The 15,039-nt window shown below is 76.1% G+C and carries 17 protein-coding genes; 7 read left to right on the top strand and 10 right to left on the bottom strand.

Annotated features, from left to right (window positions below):
* The first annotated feature begins 17 nt into the window (after positions 1 to 17).
* On the top strand, positions 18 to 644 hold the full coding sequence (locus ACH34S_RS23795) for an IMPACT family protein (protein WP_395954968.1): 627 nt from the start codon (positions 18 to 20) through the stop codon (positions 642 to 644).
* A 43-nt stretch (positions 645 to 687) separates the two neighbouring features.
* Positions 688 to 1,518 carry a TSUP family transporter gene (locus tag ACH34S_RS23790; RefSeq protein ID WP_395954967.1) on the top strand — a complete coding sequence of 277 codons (831 nt, stop codon included), beginning with the start codon at positions 688 to 690 and terminating at the stop codon, positions 1,516 to 1,518.
* 40 nt (positions 1,519 to 1,558) lie between these two features.
* Here ACH34S_RS23790 and ACH34S_RS23785 read toward each other — a convergent pair whose 3' ends face one another.
* From ACH34S_RS23785 to ACH34S_RS23760, 6 genes are all read right to left on the bottom strand, one after another.
* Entirely contained in the window at positions 1,559 to 1,810 is a 252-nt protein-coding gene (locus ACH34S_RS23785) for a hypothetical protein (RefSeq protein WP_395954966.1), read from the bottom strand.
* Between the two features lie 39 nt (positions 1,811 to 1,849).
* Positions 1,850 to 2,959 carry an NAD-dependent epimerase/dehydratase family protein gene (locus tag ACH34S_RS23780; RefSeq protein ID WP_395954965.1) on the bottom strand — a complete coding sequence of 370 codons (1,110 nt, stop codon included), beginning with the start codon at positions 2,957 to 2,959 and terminating at the stop codon, positions 1,850 to 1,852.
* Between the two features lie 94 nt (positions 2,960 to 3,053).
* A complete protein-coding gene (locus ACH34S_RS23775) occupies positions 3,054 to 3,836 on the bottom strand; it encodes a methylated-DNA--[protein]-cysteine S-methyltransferase (RefSeq protein WP_395954964.1) in 783 nt (260 codons plus the stop codon).
* Positions 3,833 to 4,507, bottom strand: coding sequence for an RNA polymerase sigma factor (locus tag ACH34S_RS23770; RefSeq protein WP_395954963.1), 675 nt, complete (start codon positions 4,505 to 4,507; stop codon positions 3,833 to 3,835). Before ACH34S_RS23770 ends, ACH34S_RS23775 begins: the two co-directional genes overlap by 4 nt.
* Positions 4,508 to 4,563: 56 nt before the next feature.
* A complete protein-coding gene (locus ACH34S_RS23765) occupies positions 4,564 to 5,229 on the bottom strand; it encodes a response regulator (protein ID WP_395954962.1) in 666 nt (221 codons plus the stop codon).
* Positions 5,226 to 6,608 (bottom strand): sensor histidine kinase, encoded by a 1,383-nt coding sequence (locus tag ACH34S_RS23760; RefSeq protein ID WP_395954961.1) that lies wholly within the window; start codon positions 6,606 to 6,608, stop codon positions 5,226 to 5,228. Before ACH34S_RS23760 ends, ACH34S_RS23765 begins: the two co-directional genes overlap by 4 nt.
* Positions 6,609 to 6,740: 132 nt before the next feature.
* Here ACH34S_RS23760 and ACH34S_RS23755 point away from each other — a divergent pair, with 132 nt between their 5' ends.
* Both ACH34S_RS23755 and ACH34S_RS23750 read left to right on the top strand, forming a co-directional pair.
* Complete coding sequence (locus tag ACH34S_RS23755; RefSeq protein ID WP_395954960.1) at positions 6,741 to 8,642, top strand: histidine kinase; 1,902 nt, start codon at positions 6,741 to 6,743, stop codon at positions 8,640 to 8,642.
* Positions 8,639 to 9,307 (top strand): response regulator, encoded by a 669-nt coding sequence (locus tag ACH34S_RS23750; RefSeq protein ID WP_395954959.1) that lies wholly within the window; start codon positions 8,639 to 8,641, stop codon positions 9,305 to 9,307. The genes ACH34S_RS23755 and ACH34S_RS23750 overlap by 4 nt, the downstream gene beginning before the upstream one ends.
* Positions 9,308 to 9,348: 41 nt before the next feature.
* Here ACH34S_RS23750 and ACH34S_RS23745 read toward each other — a convergent pair whose 3' ends face one another.
* Together ACH34S_RS23745 and ACH34S_RS23740 are read right to left on the bottom strand one after the other, a co-directional pair.
* On the bottom strand, positions 9,349 to 10,131 hold the full coding sequence (locus ACH34S_RS23745; RefSeq protein ID WP_395954958.1) for a phosphatase PAP2 family protein: 783 nt from the start codon (positions 10,129 to 10,131) through the stop codon (positions 9,349 to 9,351).
* Positions 10,132 to 10,252: 121 nt separating this feature from the next.
* Positions 10,253 to 10,951: a DedA family protein gene (locus ACH34S_RS23740; protein ID WP_395954957.1), complete on the bottom strand. Its 699-nt coding sequence runs from the start codon at positions 10,949 to 10,951 to the stop codon at positions 10,253 to 10,255.
* A gap of 222 nt (positions 10,952 to 11,173) precedes the next feature.
* Here ACH34S_RS23740 and ACH34S_RS23735 point away from each other — a divergent pair, with 222 nt between their 5' ends.
* From ACH34S_RS23735 to ACH34S_RS23725, 3 genes are all read left to right on the top strand, one after another.
* Positions 11,174 to 11,647, top strand: a complete 474-nt coding sequence (locus ACH34S_RS23735) for a DUF1707 domain-containing protein (RefSeq protein WP_395954956.1) — start codon at positions 11,174 to 11,176, stop codon at positions 11,645 to 11,647.
* A gap of 85 nt (positions 11,648 to 11,732) precedes the next feature.
* Positions 11,733 to 12,371 carry an HAD family hydrolase gene (locus tag ACH34S_RS23730; RefSeq protein WP_395954955.1) on the top strand — a complete coding sequence of 213 codons (639 nt, stop codon included), beginning with the start codon at positions 11,733 to 11,735 and terminating at the stop codon, positions 12,369 to 12,371.
* Between the two features lie 138 nt (positions 12,372 to 12,509).
* Complete coding sequence (locus ACH34S_RS23725; RefSeq protein WP_395954954.1) at positions 12,510 to 13,268, top strand: hypothetical protein; 759 nt, start codon at positions 12,510 to 12,512, stop codon at positions 13,266 to 13,268.
* 34 nt (positions 13,269 to 13,302) lie between these two features.
* Here ACH34S_RS23725 and ACH34S_RS23720 read toward each other — a convergent pair whose 3' ends face one another.
* Both ACH34S_RS23720 and ACH34S_RS23715 read right to left on the bottom strand, forming a co-directional pair.
* Positions 13,303 to 14,433 carry a tyrosine-type recombinase/integrase gene (locus ACH34S_RS23720; protein WP_395954953.1) on the bottom strand — a complete coding sequence of 377 codons (1,131 nt, stop codon included), beginning with the start codon at positions 14,431 to 14,433 and terminating at the stop codon, positions 13,303 to 13,305.
* A 124-nt stretch (positions 14,434 to 14,557) separates the two neighbouring features.
* Positions 14,558 to 14,890, bottom strand: a complete 333-nt coding sequence (locus ACH34S_RS23715) for a YnfA family protein (RefSeq protein WP_395954952.1) — start codon at positions 14,888 to 14,890, stop codon at positions 14,558 to 14,560.
* Positions 14,891 to 15,039: the final 149 nt, after the last annotated feature.

Here is a 15,039-nt window from a genome sequence, read left to right as displayed (position 1 = left end):
GTAGACTCGGTGCGGCCATGCGCACGATCAGACAGGCGGGGTCCCGCGAGCTGGAGATCCGCCGCTCGCGGTTCGTCTGCACCCTCGCCCGCGCCGCCGGGCAGGACGAGGCGGCACGGTTCCTGGACGAGCACCGCCGCGCGCACCGCGACGCCACCCACAACTGCACCGCCTACGTGGTCGGCGAGCACGGCGAGTTCACCCGCAGCAGCGACGACGGCGAGCCCGCGGGCACCGCCGGGATCCCGATGCTGGAGGTGCTGGTGCGGCGCGGCCTGACCGGCACCGTCGCGGTCGTCACCCGCTACTTCGGCGGGGTGAGGCTCGGCGCGGGCGGCCTGGTCCGCGCCTACGGGCAGGCGGTCGCCGACACGATCGACGCGGTCGGGGTGGTGGAGCTGCGCCCGGTGGTGACGGTCACCGTCGCGGTGGAGCACGCGCTGGCGGGACGGTTCCTGGGCGACCTGCACGCCCGCGGCGTCCGCCCCGGCGACGTCCGCTACGGGCGGCGCGTCGAGGCCGACGTGCCGGTGCCCCTGACGGACCTGGACGACTTCGAGGCGTGGACGGCCCAGGCCACCGCCGGCCGCGCGGCACTGCGCCACGGCGCCGCCGGCTACGTCGAGGTCCCCGTCACCCCGTGAGCCGCCCGGGCCCCGCCGCCCCGCCGCGGGAGGGTGGTGTAGCGTGCGCGGCGATGACCAGGGGCTCGATGATCGCGGTGTTCGCGCCGGGCACGCCGGCGCGGTGATGGCGGGGCTGGATCCGCTCGCGGTCGTGGCGCTGGCGCTGGTGGGGCTGGTCGCCGGGGCCGGGATCGCCGCGGTCGGGCCGGGCGGGGTGCTGGCCACGGCGGGCCTGTTCGCCGTCACGGCCCTGTCGCCCGCGGAGGTCGCGGGAACGGCGCTGGCCACCAATGTCGCCACGGGAGCGCTCGGCGCCGCCGTCTACACCCGGTCGGGGGAGCTGCGCGAGCCGGGGACGCGGCGGGCGGCGGTGCTGCTGGCCGGCGGCGCGGTGGCGGGCACGCCGCTGGGGGTGCTGGTGAACGGCCTGGTGACGGGCCGGGTGTTCGGGATGCTGCTGGGGGCGCTGATCGCGCTGGTCGCGGTGCTGGTGCTGCGCCGCCCATCCGGTAGGGAGGCGGGTCCGGGGGAGGGCGGGCTGCGCGGGCGGACGGTGGTGGCGGCGGGCGCGGGCGTGGCGGCGGTGGGCGGCATGTTCGGCGTCGGCGGGCCGATGCTGTGCGTGCCGCTGCTGGTGGTGCTGGGCGTCCCGGTGCTGTCGGCGCTGGCGGCCGCGCAGGCGCAGTCGGTGGTGATCGCCGGGGTGGGAACGGCCGGGTACGCGGCGGCGGGCGCGGTCGACTGGCCGCTGGTCGCGGTGGTGGGCGTCCCGGAGCTGGCGGGGGTGCTGCTGGGGTGGGTGATCGCCCGCGCGGTCCCGGCGCGGGCGCTGACGGGCGCGCTGGTGGTGAGCCTGCTGACCCTGGCGCCTTACGTCGCCCTGCACGGCTGACCCGCGCCGCACGGCCCCGCCGTCCGCCGTGACCCGGCGGTCAGCCGCCGAGGCTGTCCAGGGCGACGTCCAGGCGCTGGGCGAGGCTTTCGATCTGCTCGTCGTTGGCGCCGGTGTCCAGTTCGGCGATCACCGCGTTGCGGGTGGTGATGACCAGGGCCTCTTCGGGCCCGTCGCTGCGGCCGGGGTCGGCGGGGACGACGGCGGCCTTCCCCGCCACGACGACGAGCGCGGCGTCGCGGTGGGCGGAGGCCAGCAGGGCGTGCAGATGCTCCGAGGTGATCGTCGGCATGAGGTGACCTCCAGATGCGGACGGCGGGCGGGTGGCGGGTCAGGGTTTGCGGCCGATGCCGGTGACGAACTCGCGGGCGCGTGCCGGGCCGCCGGTCCCGGGCGACAGCGGCGGGGTGCCGCGGCCTGCGCCGGTGCGCAGCCCGTCCAGGAACTCGGTGATGGCCTCGCGGGCGGTGTGGCGGGGCGTCCAGCCGAGCTCGTCGCGGGCCCGGGAGACGTCCATGAGCGGGATCTGCAGCGCCAGGTCCAGCAGGCCGGGGGAGGCGGGCACCAGATGCAGCCGCCACGCCGCCGCCAGCGCCGCCCGCACCCCGCGCGCCGGGACCCGGACGGTCCGGGCGCCGAGGATGCCGGCGAGCTCGGCCGCGTCCAGGACGGGCCCGGCGGCGATGTTGAACGCGCCGCGCGCGTCCCCGGAGACACCGCCGGTGACGGCGAGCCGGAACGCCTCGCCCGCGTCGGCGGAGTGCAGCGCCTGCAGCCGCAGGCCGGGCAGGTCCGGGACGGCGGGGATCAGGCCCGGGCGGGCGAGCCGGCCGGGCAGCAGCGGCCCGGCGAACAGCCGCCGCTGCTCGGCCGCGGACTGCCGCTCGAACACGAACCCCGGCCGGATCCGCACCACGCGCCGGCCGGGATGCGCGGCCTCGAAGGTGTCCAGGAGCCGCTCGGCGTAGGCCTTCTCGCGGCTGTAGGCGGCGCCGGGCCACCCGTGCGTGGGCCAGGACTCGTCGACCGGCCGGTCCTTGGGGCCGGGCGAGTACGCGCCGACCGAGGAGGAGTACACCAGCGCGGGCACCCCGGCGCGGGCGGCGGCGTCGAACACGCGGGCGGTGCCGACGGCGTTGGCGTCCCACGTCACCGCGGGGCGGTGGGTCGGCTGGAACAGCCACGCCAGGTGCACCACGGCGTCGGCGCCGCGCATCAGCGGGACAAGGTCGGTGTCGGTGACGTCGGCCTCGGCCCATTCGACCTTCCCGCCGCCCTCGTCGGGGACGGCGGCGCGGCCGGGATCGCGGCGCGCGAGACCGGTGACGGCGGTGATCGCCGGGTCCGCGGCCAGCGCCCGGACCGTGCTGGTTCCGATGTTGCCGGTGGCGCCGGTGACGACGACGCGCATGGCGGCCTCCCCCTCGTCGTGCCCCGTCATCGAGCCGCCCCGCGGGTCCCGTCCCCGCGGATGGACGGGACCCGGCCCATTCCCGCCTCCCGCCGATCTATGCCCCCCGGGCGGGGCGGACGGGTCAGGCGGGGTCGGGGCCGCCGGGGCGGCAGTGCCGGCACGGCCGGTACCCGGCGGCCTGCGCGGCGGCCAGGTCCCGGAACCCGCGCCGGTGCGCGGGCGTGATCCGCCGCGCGTCGCCGCAGGTGGGGTAGCACACGATGCCGGTGGTGTCGCTGCCGACCAGCCGCACGCCGCGGCGGGCCAGGTCGGCGGCCTCCCGCACGTCGACGTCCTCGGCGCGCAGCAGCCGCTCCTTGGCGTCCGCGCCGAACACGTAGTCGCCGAGCGTGCCGTCCGAGCGGGTGACGCGGTGGCAGGGGATCAGCAGCGGGACGGGGTTGCGGCCCAGCGCCGACCCGACCGCCCGGACCGCCTTGGGACGCCCCGCCGCCCGCGCCACCCACGCGTACGGGCGGGTCTGCCCGCGCGGGATCCGCGCGGCGGCGCGCAGCACGGCGGCCTCGAACTCCGACAGGCCGCGCAGGTCCAGCCGCAGCCCGCCGAGCGTGCCGGTGCGCAGCGCGGGCACGAGCCCGGCGGGTGGACGGTCGGCGGGCAGCAGCGGCCGCGCGAACCGGGCGCGGAACGCGGCGGTGAACTCCTCGTCGTCGAGCCCGGCGCGCAGGTAGGCGACGCCGTGGTCGGTGAAGGCGACCTGGAGGCCCTCCAGCGGCCCGGGGACGTGGACGCGGCGCGCGGCGACGCGGTCCAGCAGGGACGCGGGTGCGTCGGCGGCCAGCCCGGCCAGTTCCCCGGCCAGGCCGTGGGCGGGTGCGCCGTGGGCGGGATCGGTGCGGTTCATCGGGTACCCCCTCGCTGGTCGGGGTGCTGCGGATCGTGGCCTTCGCGCAGGCGGCGCAGCCGCGCCAGGCCGCGGGAGATGTGCGATTTGACGGTGCCCTCCGGGACGCCGAGCACGGCCGAGATCTCCGCGACGGGCAGGTCGGTGACGTGCCGGAGCACGACCGCGGCGCGCTGGGCGGGCGGGAGCTCGGCGAGCAGCCCGGCCAGCTCGCGGCCGGTCTCGTGGCGGGCGGCGGCGTCCTCCACGCCCTCGCCCGGGTCGGGCGGGTCGGGCGCGTCCTCGATCGGCGGTCCCGGCGGCGGGCGCCGCGCCGCGCTGCGCAGGCCGTTGCGCCACACGTTCGTCAGGATCGTCAGCAGCCACGCCCGGGGCCGCAGCGCCGCGATGCGGTCGGGGCCGTACCCGCACAGCGCCCGGTAGGCGCGCAGGAACGCCTCGGCGGACAGGTCCTCCGCCTCGGCCCACCGCCCGCACAGCCGCAGCGCGGTGGAGAACACCGCGCCCCGGTAGGCCTCGTAGAGGGCCTCGAACCCGGTGTCCAGGTCCCGCGCCAGCGCCGCGACGACCCGCGCGGCCGCCGCGTCGGCGTTCGCGCCGCCGTTCGCGCCGCCGGGACCGTCCGGGCCTGTTCCGGCGTGGTGGTGCAGGGCTTCGTCCGTAACCGTCACATCCGTTCAACACCGCCGTGACCGGCCCGGTTGCACCTCCACCCTTACGGGGCCGGTCAGCCGAGCCATCCGGGACGGATCATGCCCGTCTCGTAGGCCAGCACCACCAGCTGCGCCCGGTCCCGCGCGCCGAGCTTGGCCAGGATCCGGCTGACGTGGGTCTTGGCGGTGGCGGGGGACAGCACCAGCCGCCCGGCGATCTCCTCGTTCGACAGGCCCGCCGCGACCAGCTCCAGCACCTCCCGCTCCCGGTCGGTGAGGGAGTTCAGCTCGACGGCGGGCGGCGGCGCGTTGATCCGGGACGCGAACTCGGCGATCAGCCGCCGCGTCACCGTCGGCGCCAGCAGCGCGTCCCCGCGCGCCACCACCCGCACCCCGTGGATCAGCTCGGGCGGCTCGGTGTCCTTGACCAGGAACCCGCTGGCCCCGGCCTTGATCGCGCCGTAGACGTAGTCGTCCAGGTCGAACGTCGTCAAGATCACGACACGGACGGCCTCCAGCCGCGGGTCGGACATGATCCGGCGGGTGGCCTCCAGCCCGTCCAGCACGGGCATCCGGATGTCCATCAGCACCACGTCGGGCAGCAGCTCGCCCGCGCCGCGCACCGCCTGCTCCCCGTCCCCGGCCTCGGCGACGATCTCGATGTCGTCCTCGCCCTCCAGGATCGAGCGGAACCCCGCCCGCACCAGCGTCTGGTCATCGGCCAGCATCACCCGGATCACGCGATCCCCTCTCTGTGCTCCCGCTCCTCGCCGGGCACGCCCAGCGGCAGCCGCGCCCACACCCGGAACCCGCCCGCCGGGCCCGGTCCCGCCGTCATCTCCCCGCCGACGGACGCGGCCCGCTCACGCATGCCGCGCAGCCCGTTCCCGCCGGGTTCGGCGGGGCCGGCGGGTCCGGAGCCGTCGTCGTCGATCTGCACGATCACCGCGCCCGGGACGCGGCGCACCTCCACGGTCACCGTCGCGGCGCCCGCGTGCCGGACGGTGTTGGTCAGCGCCTCCTGCACGATCCGGTACCCGGCCAGCCCGACCGGCGCGGGCAGCTCAGCCAGCGCCGCCAGCGCCGCCACACTCCGGTCCGCCGCCGCGGGCTCGGCCGCGTCCCCGCCGGAGGCGTCAGCGGGGGCGGTGGCGGGGGCGAGGTCGCCGGCGCGGCGGACGGTCAACCCGGCCGCCGCGGTCTGCTCCAGCAGCTCCACCACCCGCGCCAGCGACGGCTGCGGCGCCACCGGCCCGCCCGCGCCCGGTTCGCCGTCGGTGTCGACCTGCCGCAGCACGCCCAGCACCCCGCGCAGCTCCCGCAACGTCTCCTTGCTCGCCGTCTTGATCGCCTCCAGCGCCGCATAGGCGCGGTCATGGTCGTCGCGGCGGTGCAGTGCCGCACCCGCCTGCACGTTGATCAGCGAGATCTGGTGTGCGAGGACGTCGTGCAGCTCCCGCGCGATCCGCAGCCGCTCGGCGATCGCGCGGCGCCGCGCCTCCTCCTCGCGGGTCCGCTCGGCCTCGATGGCGCGCCGCTCGGCGGCCTCGGCCCGGGCGTGGCGGCTGCGCACGTGCAGCCCGAGCCCCACCGCCAGCAGCAGCCCCAGCGACAGCGACGCCACGCCCCGCGCGTCCACGACCGCCTCCGGGTCCCCGCCGCCCCCGCCGCCGTCGCGCCCGCCGCGCGCCACCGCCACGACCAGGAACCCCGCGTTGACGACGATCACCGCGCCGAGCGCCACCGCCAGCCCGCACTCCACCGCCGCGGTGAACAGCGCCACCCACAGCACCAGCGCGATCGGCCCGTCCGGATAGCCCAGCGGGTAGTACAGCGGCGGCGCGATCGTCGCGACCACCAGCACCGCGACCGGGTACCGGCGCCGCACCGCCAGCGCCAGCGTCGCCACCACGATGATCGCGAACCCGCCGGGCCACAGCGCGCGGTCCTCGGGCTTCTCGGCCTGCACGCTCATCAGCAGCGTCGCGGCCATGGCCGCGACCGCGAACACCGCGTCGGCGACCTGCCCGCGCGGCCACCGCCCCCACCGCGGCGCCGCACGGGCGGCGCGCGCCGGGGGCGTGCGCTGGCGCTCGGGACGCGCCGGGGACTCGGTCACGCGCCAACCGTAGTTCAGCCGCGGCCCCACCCGCGCCCCCACCCGCGATCACGGCACGGCCGGGCGGGGCCGTCCGGTTTCCTTGACTTTCGTCAGTAACGGTGCAGATGACGGGCTTGTAGCGTGGAGCGCGTGAACGTCCCGGCGACCACCGTCCACGACCCCGCGCGCCCCGGCGCCCCCGCACCCGCCGGCACGACCGCCCGCGATGCGGACCGGAACGCGCCCGCGGCCCGCCGCGTCGCGGGCGGTGCCGCCCGCGCGGTGCGCTCCGCGCGCTCCGGCGACCTGCGGCGCGCCGTCCGCGGCGCGGTCCGGCGGCCGTCACGGTCCGCGCTGGTCAAGGACGTCGTCCTGTACGGGGTCCTGGCCTTCCCGGTCGCCACCGGCGGCATCACCCCGCCCGAGCCGCACCGGGCGACGTGGTGGCTGCAGATCGCGGGGCTCGGCGTCCTGGCCGCCGCGATCGCCGTGTGCCGCGCCTGGCCGACCGCCGCGCTGCTCACCGCGATCGCGCTGATCGCCCTGCACGGCAACTTCACCTTCGCGATGCCCGTGCTGGCCTACCTCACCGGCCTGCGCACCACCCGCGCGCAGCCGCTGCTGTGGGGGTTCACCGCCGTGTTCGTGTGCGGGTCGGCGCTGGCCATGATCCGCGGCATGGACGTCACCACCTGGTTCCCCTCCACCGTCTGGCTGGTCCTGCTCGGCGTCCTGCCCTGGCTCGTCGGCCGCTACTGGCGCCAGTACCAGGAACTCCTGCACGCCGGCTGGGAGCGCGCCGAACGCCTCGAGCACGAGCAGCGGATCATCGCCGAACGCGAACGGCTCCGCGAACGCGCCCGCATCGCCCAGGACATGCACGACTCCCTCGGCCACGAACTCGCCCTCATCGCCGTCCGCGCCGGAGCCCTGCAGGTCGACCCCGGCCTCGGCGACCGGCACCGCGCCGCCGCCGCGCAGCTGCGCACCGGCGCCGCCGAGGCGACCGAGCAGCTCCGGGAGATCATCGGCGTCCTGCGCGAGGAGACCGCCCCCGCCACCGCCGAACCCGCCGCGCTGGACGGGACGGGCGGTGCGGCGCCGGTCCGGCCAGCCGGGGAGAGCATCCCCGAACTCATCGCACGGGCCCGCGCCTCCGGCGTCCCCGTCCACCTCGCCGGCGGCTCCGGCCTGCCCGCCGATCTGCCGCCGATGGTCGCGCTCGCCGCCCACCGCGTCGTGCAGGAGGCCGTCACCAACGCCGCCAAGCACGCGCCCGGCGCCGCCGTGACCGTCCGCCTCACCCACCACGAACCTTCCGCCGACACCGGCGGCGGGGTGATCACGGTGACGGTCGCCAACGACCCGCCGCCCGGCGAACCGCCCCTGCTGCCCTCCGGCGGGCCCGCCGGTGCACCTTCGGGTGGGCATGGCCTGACCGGGCTCGCCGAACGCGCCCGCCTCCTCGGCGGAACCCTCCACGCCGCACCCACCCCCGAAGGCGGCTTCACCGTCACCGCCGACCTGCCCACCACGCCCCCCACCGGCCTTGCCGCCGCGCCGGCACCGGCGGGCGCGGCGCTGCGCGGCGCACTCGGACTCACCCGGACCGGCACGGGGGAGTGGTCCTCCGAATCGGCCCGCCACCTGGCCCGCGAACGCCGCCAGGTCCGCCGCGGCCTGATCACCGCTATCGCCGTCCCCGCCGCGCTCATGGCCGCCCTCGGCGCCGTCATGACCGGCTACTACATCTACGCCACCCTCAACTCCGTCCTCGCGCCCGCCGACTACGCCGCCCTGCGCCTCGGCGCCGCCCAGACCGACGTCCAGGACGCCCTGCCGCGCATGGAGGCGATGGGCTCGGGCGTCGTCAAGGCCACCGTCCCCGAACCCCCGCACGCCGACTGCCGCTACTACCGGCCCGACGCCAACCTCATCGGCGTCAACCGCTACTACCGGCTCTGCTTCACCGGCGGCCGGCTCACCGGCAAGGACTCCTACGACACCGGGCGCCTCAGCGCCCAGCAACAACAGCGGAAGGGCGCCGAGTGATCCGGGTACTGCTCGCCGACGACGAGGCCATGATCCGCGCGGGCGTCCGCGCGATCCTGACCGCCGACCCCGGCATCGACGTGGTCGCCGAGGCCGCCGACGGCCGCGAGGCCATCGACCTCACCCTCCGGCACCGCCCCGACGTCGCCCTCCTGGACATCCGCATGCCCCGCCTGGACGGCCTCGCCGCCGCCGCCGAACTGCGCCGCGCCGCCCCCGGCACCGCCCTCATCATGCTCACCACCTTCGGCGAGGACGAGTACATCGCCCGCGCCCTGTCCGGCGGCGCCGGCGGCTTCCTGCTCAAGTCCGGCGACCCCCTCGAGCTCATCGCCGGAGTCCGCGCCGTCGCCGGCGGCGCCGCCTACCTGTCCCCGAAGGTCGCCCACCGCGTCATCACCGAACTCGGCGGCGGCCGCCTGTCCGGCGGCGCCCGCGCCCGCCGCCGCACCGCCGGGCTCACCCCCCGCGAACGCGACGTCCTGGCGCTGCTGGGCGCGGGCCTGTCCAACGCCGAGATCGCCGCGCGGCTCCACGTCGTGGAGGGCACCGTCAAGGCCTACGTCAGCGCGATCCTCACCCGGCTGGACGTCCGCAACCGCGTCCAGGCCGCCGTCATCGCCTACGAGGCCGGCCTCGTCGAAGGCATCGACGAACGCACCTGACCCCCGGCGCCTCGCGCCCGCATCCCGGCCCGCGCCGCGGGCTAGGGGAGTGGGCCCTGCCCGCGGGTCAGGCCGCCCATCACATCCGGCATCGTCACATCCGCAGGCACCGGCACCGCCGCCTCGGGCCCGCCGCGCGCCCGCACCGCACCCGCACCCGCCTGCACCGGCACGCCCCGCGGGACGGCACCGGCGACCGGGCCGGGAACGCCCGGCGCCGCGGCCGGGCCCGCGCCCAGCAGCACCGCGCCCGCCGCCACACCGCGCAGCGCCTCCACCGGCCGCCGCGCCACCGCCACCAGCACCAGCGCCACCACCGGCGCCACCACGACCCCCACGAGGAACCCCGCGGCCACGTCATGCGGGTAGTGCACCCCCACGAACACCCGCGAGAACGCCATCAGCGCCGCCAGCGGCAGCACCAGCGGCGCCAGCGCACGCCACGCCACCACGATCGCCGCGGCCGACGCCGCCGCGATCGTCGAATGGTTGCTCGGGAACGACCAGTCACCCGGCGACGGGCACGCCGCGATGTGCACCGCCCCCGCCACCGCACGGCACGGACGCTCCTCCTCGATGAAGGTCTTGGACACCTCGCTCACCAGATACGCCGCCACCACCGCGAACGGCGCCGCCAGCGCCAGCCCCATCGACCGCGCGTCCCGGCCCCGGGCCCGCCACCAGCCCGCCACGAACAGCGCGGCGAACAGCAGCAGGCCCCCGTCGGTCCCCACCTCCGCCGCCGAATGCACCCACGACGGGGTCCCGCCGGCGAACTCGGTGATCTCGCGGTACAGATCGGCGCTGAATTCCGGCGCTCGCATGCTCTCCCTCACGCTCAAAAGCGGCCTGCCCGACACTGTTGAGACACTCCACAGACCGCTGAAGTTCACCCTAGAGTCACCTGCCGGCCACCTCACCACCAATGGCGAACCCGGCCGGCGATCACACTCCCGACATCGGACCCACCCGGCCGCCGGCCCCCGCCTCACACGGGTCCGCGTCGCATCCGCCGGCGGATCCGCCCGTCGCGGCCACCGCCGCCGCCGTGGCGCGGCGGCGGCGCAGGAACCGGACACCCTCCACCACCGCCGTCACCGACAGCGCCAGCCCGATCCCGACCGCCACGCCCTTCAGCGGCTGGTCCTCGAACGCGTGCCCGCCGACATACCCCAGCAACCCCCCGTACAGGCCCCACGACACCGCCGCGACCCCCGCGAACAGCGCGAACGACCGCGCCCTGAACCCCACCGCGCCCATCGTCAGCGTCACCGCCGTCCGCCCGCCCGGCACGTACCGCGCCACGACCAGGATCAGCCCGCCCCGCTCGGCCAGCGTCCGCCGCGCCCACCCGAACGCCGCGTGACGCCGCGACCCCGGCCGCATCGCCCGCAGCACCCGCCCCCGCGAACCCCGCCCGATCAGATACGACACATGATCACCGACGAACGCGCCCAACGCCGCCAGCACCACCACCAGCACCAGCTCCGGCTCCCCGGACGCCGCGTACACGCCCCCCGTGATCACCACGCTCTCGCTCGGCACCACCGGAAAGAACCCGTCCAGCACCGCCACGGCGAACAACGCCACGTAGAACCACGGCGACGTCACCGCCGTGTCCACCAGCCCCATCATCACGTCCATGAACCCGACGCTAAGAAACAACGAACCCTCCGCGAATCCGCCGAAAGACCGGCACCACCCCCGACTTTCGGCAGGGCCGCCCCTGCCTCCTGCGAACGATGTACACCCGGATCCTCACCCCGGACGAAGCGCCACCACCCCGCATCGGGCCACCCTGGAACCAAGACACCGCGCCACGACACCCACCGGCGCGCGCACCACGCCACCACCAGAGGGCACACCATGGACCACCAGCTCGAACACCCCACCAGCCACCAGCACGACCGGCCACCCAACCCCGGCCACGACCGGCTCCGTGCCGCCGACCACGACCGCGACGCCACCCTCCAGCGGCTCGGCGACGCCCTCGCCGAAGGCGCCCTCGACCCCGCCGAACACCACCGCCGCCTCGACCAGGCCCTCGCCGCCACCACCCACGGCGACCTGCACCGCCTCACCGCCGACCTGCCCCCCTCCCAGGCCGCCCGCGACCGCGCCGAAACCGCCCGCCGCACCGCCAAGGCCCACGCCGACAAACGCGCCTGGCACGACGAATGGGGCTACTGGACCGGCGGCGCCGCGATCATGACCGTCATCTGGGCCGTGTCCGCCCTCAGGGAAGGGGAGTGGACCTTCTACTGGCCCGCCGTACCCCTCGGCATCTGGGCCGCCGTCCTGCTCTCCTACGCACTCTGGCCCTCACACGACGACCACTGACGACCACCCCCGCCCCCACCCCGCCCCAGCACCCCCGAAAAACGGCTGGCGCCACGGGACGTCCGTCCACCACACTGCGGAAACCGTGGGACACCTGCACATCTTCGACATGGACGGCACCCTGCTGACCGGCACCACCGCCAACCTCGAAATCGCCCGCCACCTCGGCACCCTCACCGAACTCCACGACCTGGAGACCCGCTTCGCCACCGGCGACCTCGACACCCGCGCCTTCTCCACCGAGATCCACCGGCTCTGGCGCCACCTCACCCCCGCCGTCGTCGCCACCGCCTACACCGCCGCCACCTGGCTCACCGGCATCGCCGACGTCTGCGCCGACATCCGCGCCCGCGGCGAGCACTCCGCCGTCATCACCATGTCGCCCGACTTCTTCGCCCGCCACCTCCTCGACCTCGGCTTCGACGACGTCATCGCCTCCCGCTTCCCCCCGATGCCCTTCACCGGCACCCTCGACACCGCCGGCGTCCTCACCCCCGCCGACAAGGTCCGCATCGCCGAGGACCTGCGCGCCCGCCACGGACTCACCCCCGCCCAATGCACCGCCTACGGCGACTCCATGTCCGACGCGCCGCTGTTCCGCCACCTCACCAACACCGTCGCCGTCAACGCCGACCACCACCTCGCCGACATCGCCGCCCTCGACTACCGCGGCACCGACCTCACCGAGGCCTACACCCTCGCCCGCACCCTTCAACCCGCCTGACCCCACCCGAGCCGCCCCTCTCAGCGGCGCCCCCTGGCAGGCGCATCCCGGACCCGACCCGCCCGCCCGCGGCCCCTGCACGACAACCGCCCACAGGCCAGGCCAAGATGGACACTCGCCAAGACACGGGGAGCGCCCATGACGACCACACCGTCCACACCCCCGGACACACCCCCCGGCACACCCACGGCCACGCCCTTCACGGCCGCGCCCACGCCACCGGCGACGACCCCGCCCGCACACCCACCCCGCACCCGCGAGCGGCACCCGGCGCGCTGGCTCGCCGCCACCGCGATCCTCTACGGCCTCACCCACCACATCGGCTTCGGACTCGCCGGACTCGGCACCGTCGACCGCACCCGATGGGCCGACTGGATCGACATCCTCACCCCCTACGCCGTCCTGCTCACCGCCGCCGCCGCACTCCACACCGCACGCGCCGGACGCCGCACCTGGGCCCTCTACCTCATCGGCGCCATCACCTACGTCGAAGGCCACGGCATCCACCTCGCCGCCAACTCCGTCGGCAACGACGCCCCCGGCCACGTCGCCCACCTCTGGGACGAGGTCGTCGGCCACTACCTCTGGTACGCCGGAACCGCCCTCGTCGTCGCCGCCCTCACCGCCGCACTCGCGCACCGGCCCGCGCCGCCCACCCGCCTCGCGCTCCTCCCGGCCCTCGGCGTCGCGTTCACCTGGACCAGCAACTCACTCGAAGGCGGAACCGCCCTCATGGGACTCGCCGTCGCCGCCGCCTTCACCGCCTGGGGCCTGCACACCCGCGCCACCCTCGGCCGCGTCCTCATCCCCACGTTCGCGCCCGCCATCGTCATGCTCATCGGCTACGGCATCCTGCACCAGGGCTTCCCCCAGCCCTCCGACATCGGCTGGGTCTGACACCCCACCCCGCCTCCCACCCGCGCGGCGCCGCTCACCCGCCGCGACGACCCTCCAGCGGCCCCAGCAGCGGATGCACCCGCATCGCCGCCTCCAGCTCACCCGGAAGCTCATCCCGGTACTGGCCCAGCGTCGACAGATCCGCATGCCCCAGCACCCGCCGCACCGCGTCCATGTCCGTCGCCGCCGCCAGCAGATGCGTCGCCGTCGTATGCCGCAGCCCATGCGGCGTCACACTCCGCCGCCGACCCGGCTCCACCCGCGCCAGGACCCGGTCGATCACCCCCTGCACATCACCCCGCGCCAGCCGCCGCCCCCGCCACGACAGCAACAGCGCCTTCGGCTCCCGCCCCCGGTCAAGCAGCGCCCGCCCGTCCGCCAGATACGCATCCAGCACCTCCGCCACCGGACGCGGCAGCGGCACGTCCCGCGTCCGCCCGCCCTTGCCGAAGATCCGCCAGTACCGCGTCCCGCCGTTGACGAAGAAGTCCTCAACATTCGCCGCCGTCAGCTCCGACACCCGCGGCCCCACCGCCGCCAGCAGCAGCACGACGAGCCCGTCCCGCAACTCCGTCCGCTGGTCAGAACGCCGCCGCCCGCTTCCCGCCCCCGCCGCCGGGCTCGCCTCCGCCAGGCCCTGCGCCGCCCCCAGCAGCCCCTCCGCCTGCTCCGCCGTCAACGCCCGCCGCTCCGCCCGCAACCCGCCCCGCTGCACCGGACGCACCGTCACCGCCCGCATCGGATCCAGCTGCACCCACCCCACCACCGCCGCGTACTTGAAGAACGCCGACACCGACCGCCGGAACCGCGCCTGCGACGCCGCGCTCTGCGCAGGCCCCGCCTGCCCGGACCGCCCCGCCTGCACCCGCACACCCCCGGCCCCCACCACCTGGGCACCCGCCGCCTGGGCACCCGCCGCCCCCGCGCGCCGCCGCGCGTCCGGCTTGCGCGCGAACGCCAGCAGCACCGCGTCGACGTCCTGACCCGTCAGATCGTCCAGCACCCGCTCACCGCCCGCCAGATCCGCGAACGTCAGCACGTCCCGCACGTACACCTCGGCCGTCCGCGGCGTCAGCGCACCCGTCGAGGTCTTCGCACGCACCATCTCCGCGTAACGGTCGGCGGTCTCGGCAACGGTCAGGCGCTGAACAGCAGAGGGACGCACCCGCCGGACGCTACCCCCCACCACCGACAAAACAGCCGCCCCGCCCCAACCCGCAGAACCGGCCGCCCCGCAGGCATCACCCCGACCGGGGGAGCAGGGGATAGGGGAGCCCGGGGGAGCGGGCTCAGCCCCGCGGCGCATACATGATCACCGCGACGCCGGCCAGGCAGATCACCGCGCCCGCGACATCCCAGCGATCGGGACGGAAACCGTCCACCACCACACCCCACGCCAGCGACCCCGCCACGAACACCCCGCCATAGGCCGCCAGTATCCGCCCGAAATCAGGGGAGGGCTGGAACGTCGCCGCGAACCCGTAGGCACCCAGCGCCAGCACCCCCGCCGCGATCCACACCAGACCGCGCTCCTCACGCCACCCCTGCCACACCAGCCACGCCCCACCGATCTCGGCCAGCGCGGCCAGCACGAACAACCCCACCGACCGCAGCACGCTCATCCCGCCCACCCTACGAACCCGCCCGCCCCGGAACGCCCTCACCCCGCACGTCAACGCCGCTGTCCGGCTCCGGTCACAAAATGATCTTCACGCGGGAACGTCCTGGATACTCGTTCGCGATCATGAACGGCCACCGGGCACACGCCCCG

The organism is Actinomadura sp. 3N508 (assembly GCF_044326375.1).
Lineage (GTDB): Bacteria > Actinomycetota > Actinomycetes > Streptosporangiales > Streptosporangiaceae > Spirillospora.
The sequence above is the reverse complement of the archived record's forward strand: the minus strand, read 5'-3'. Positions and strand labels throughout refer to the sequence as shown.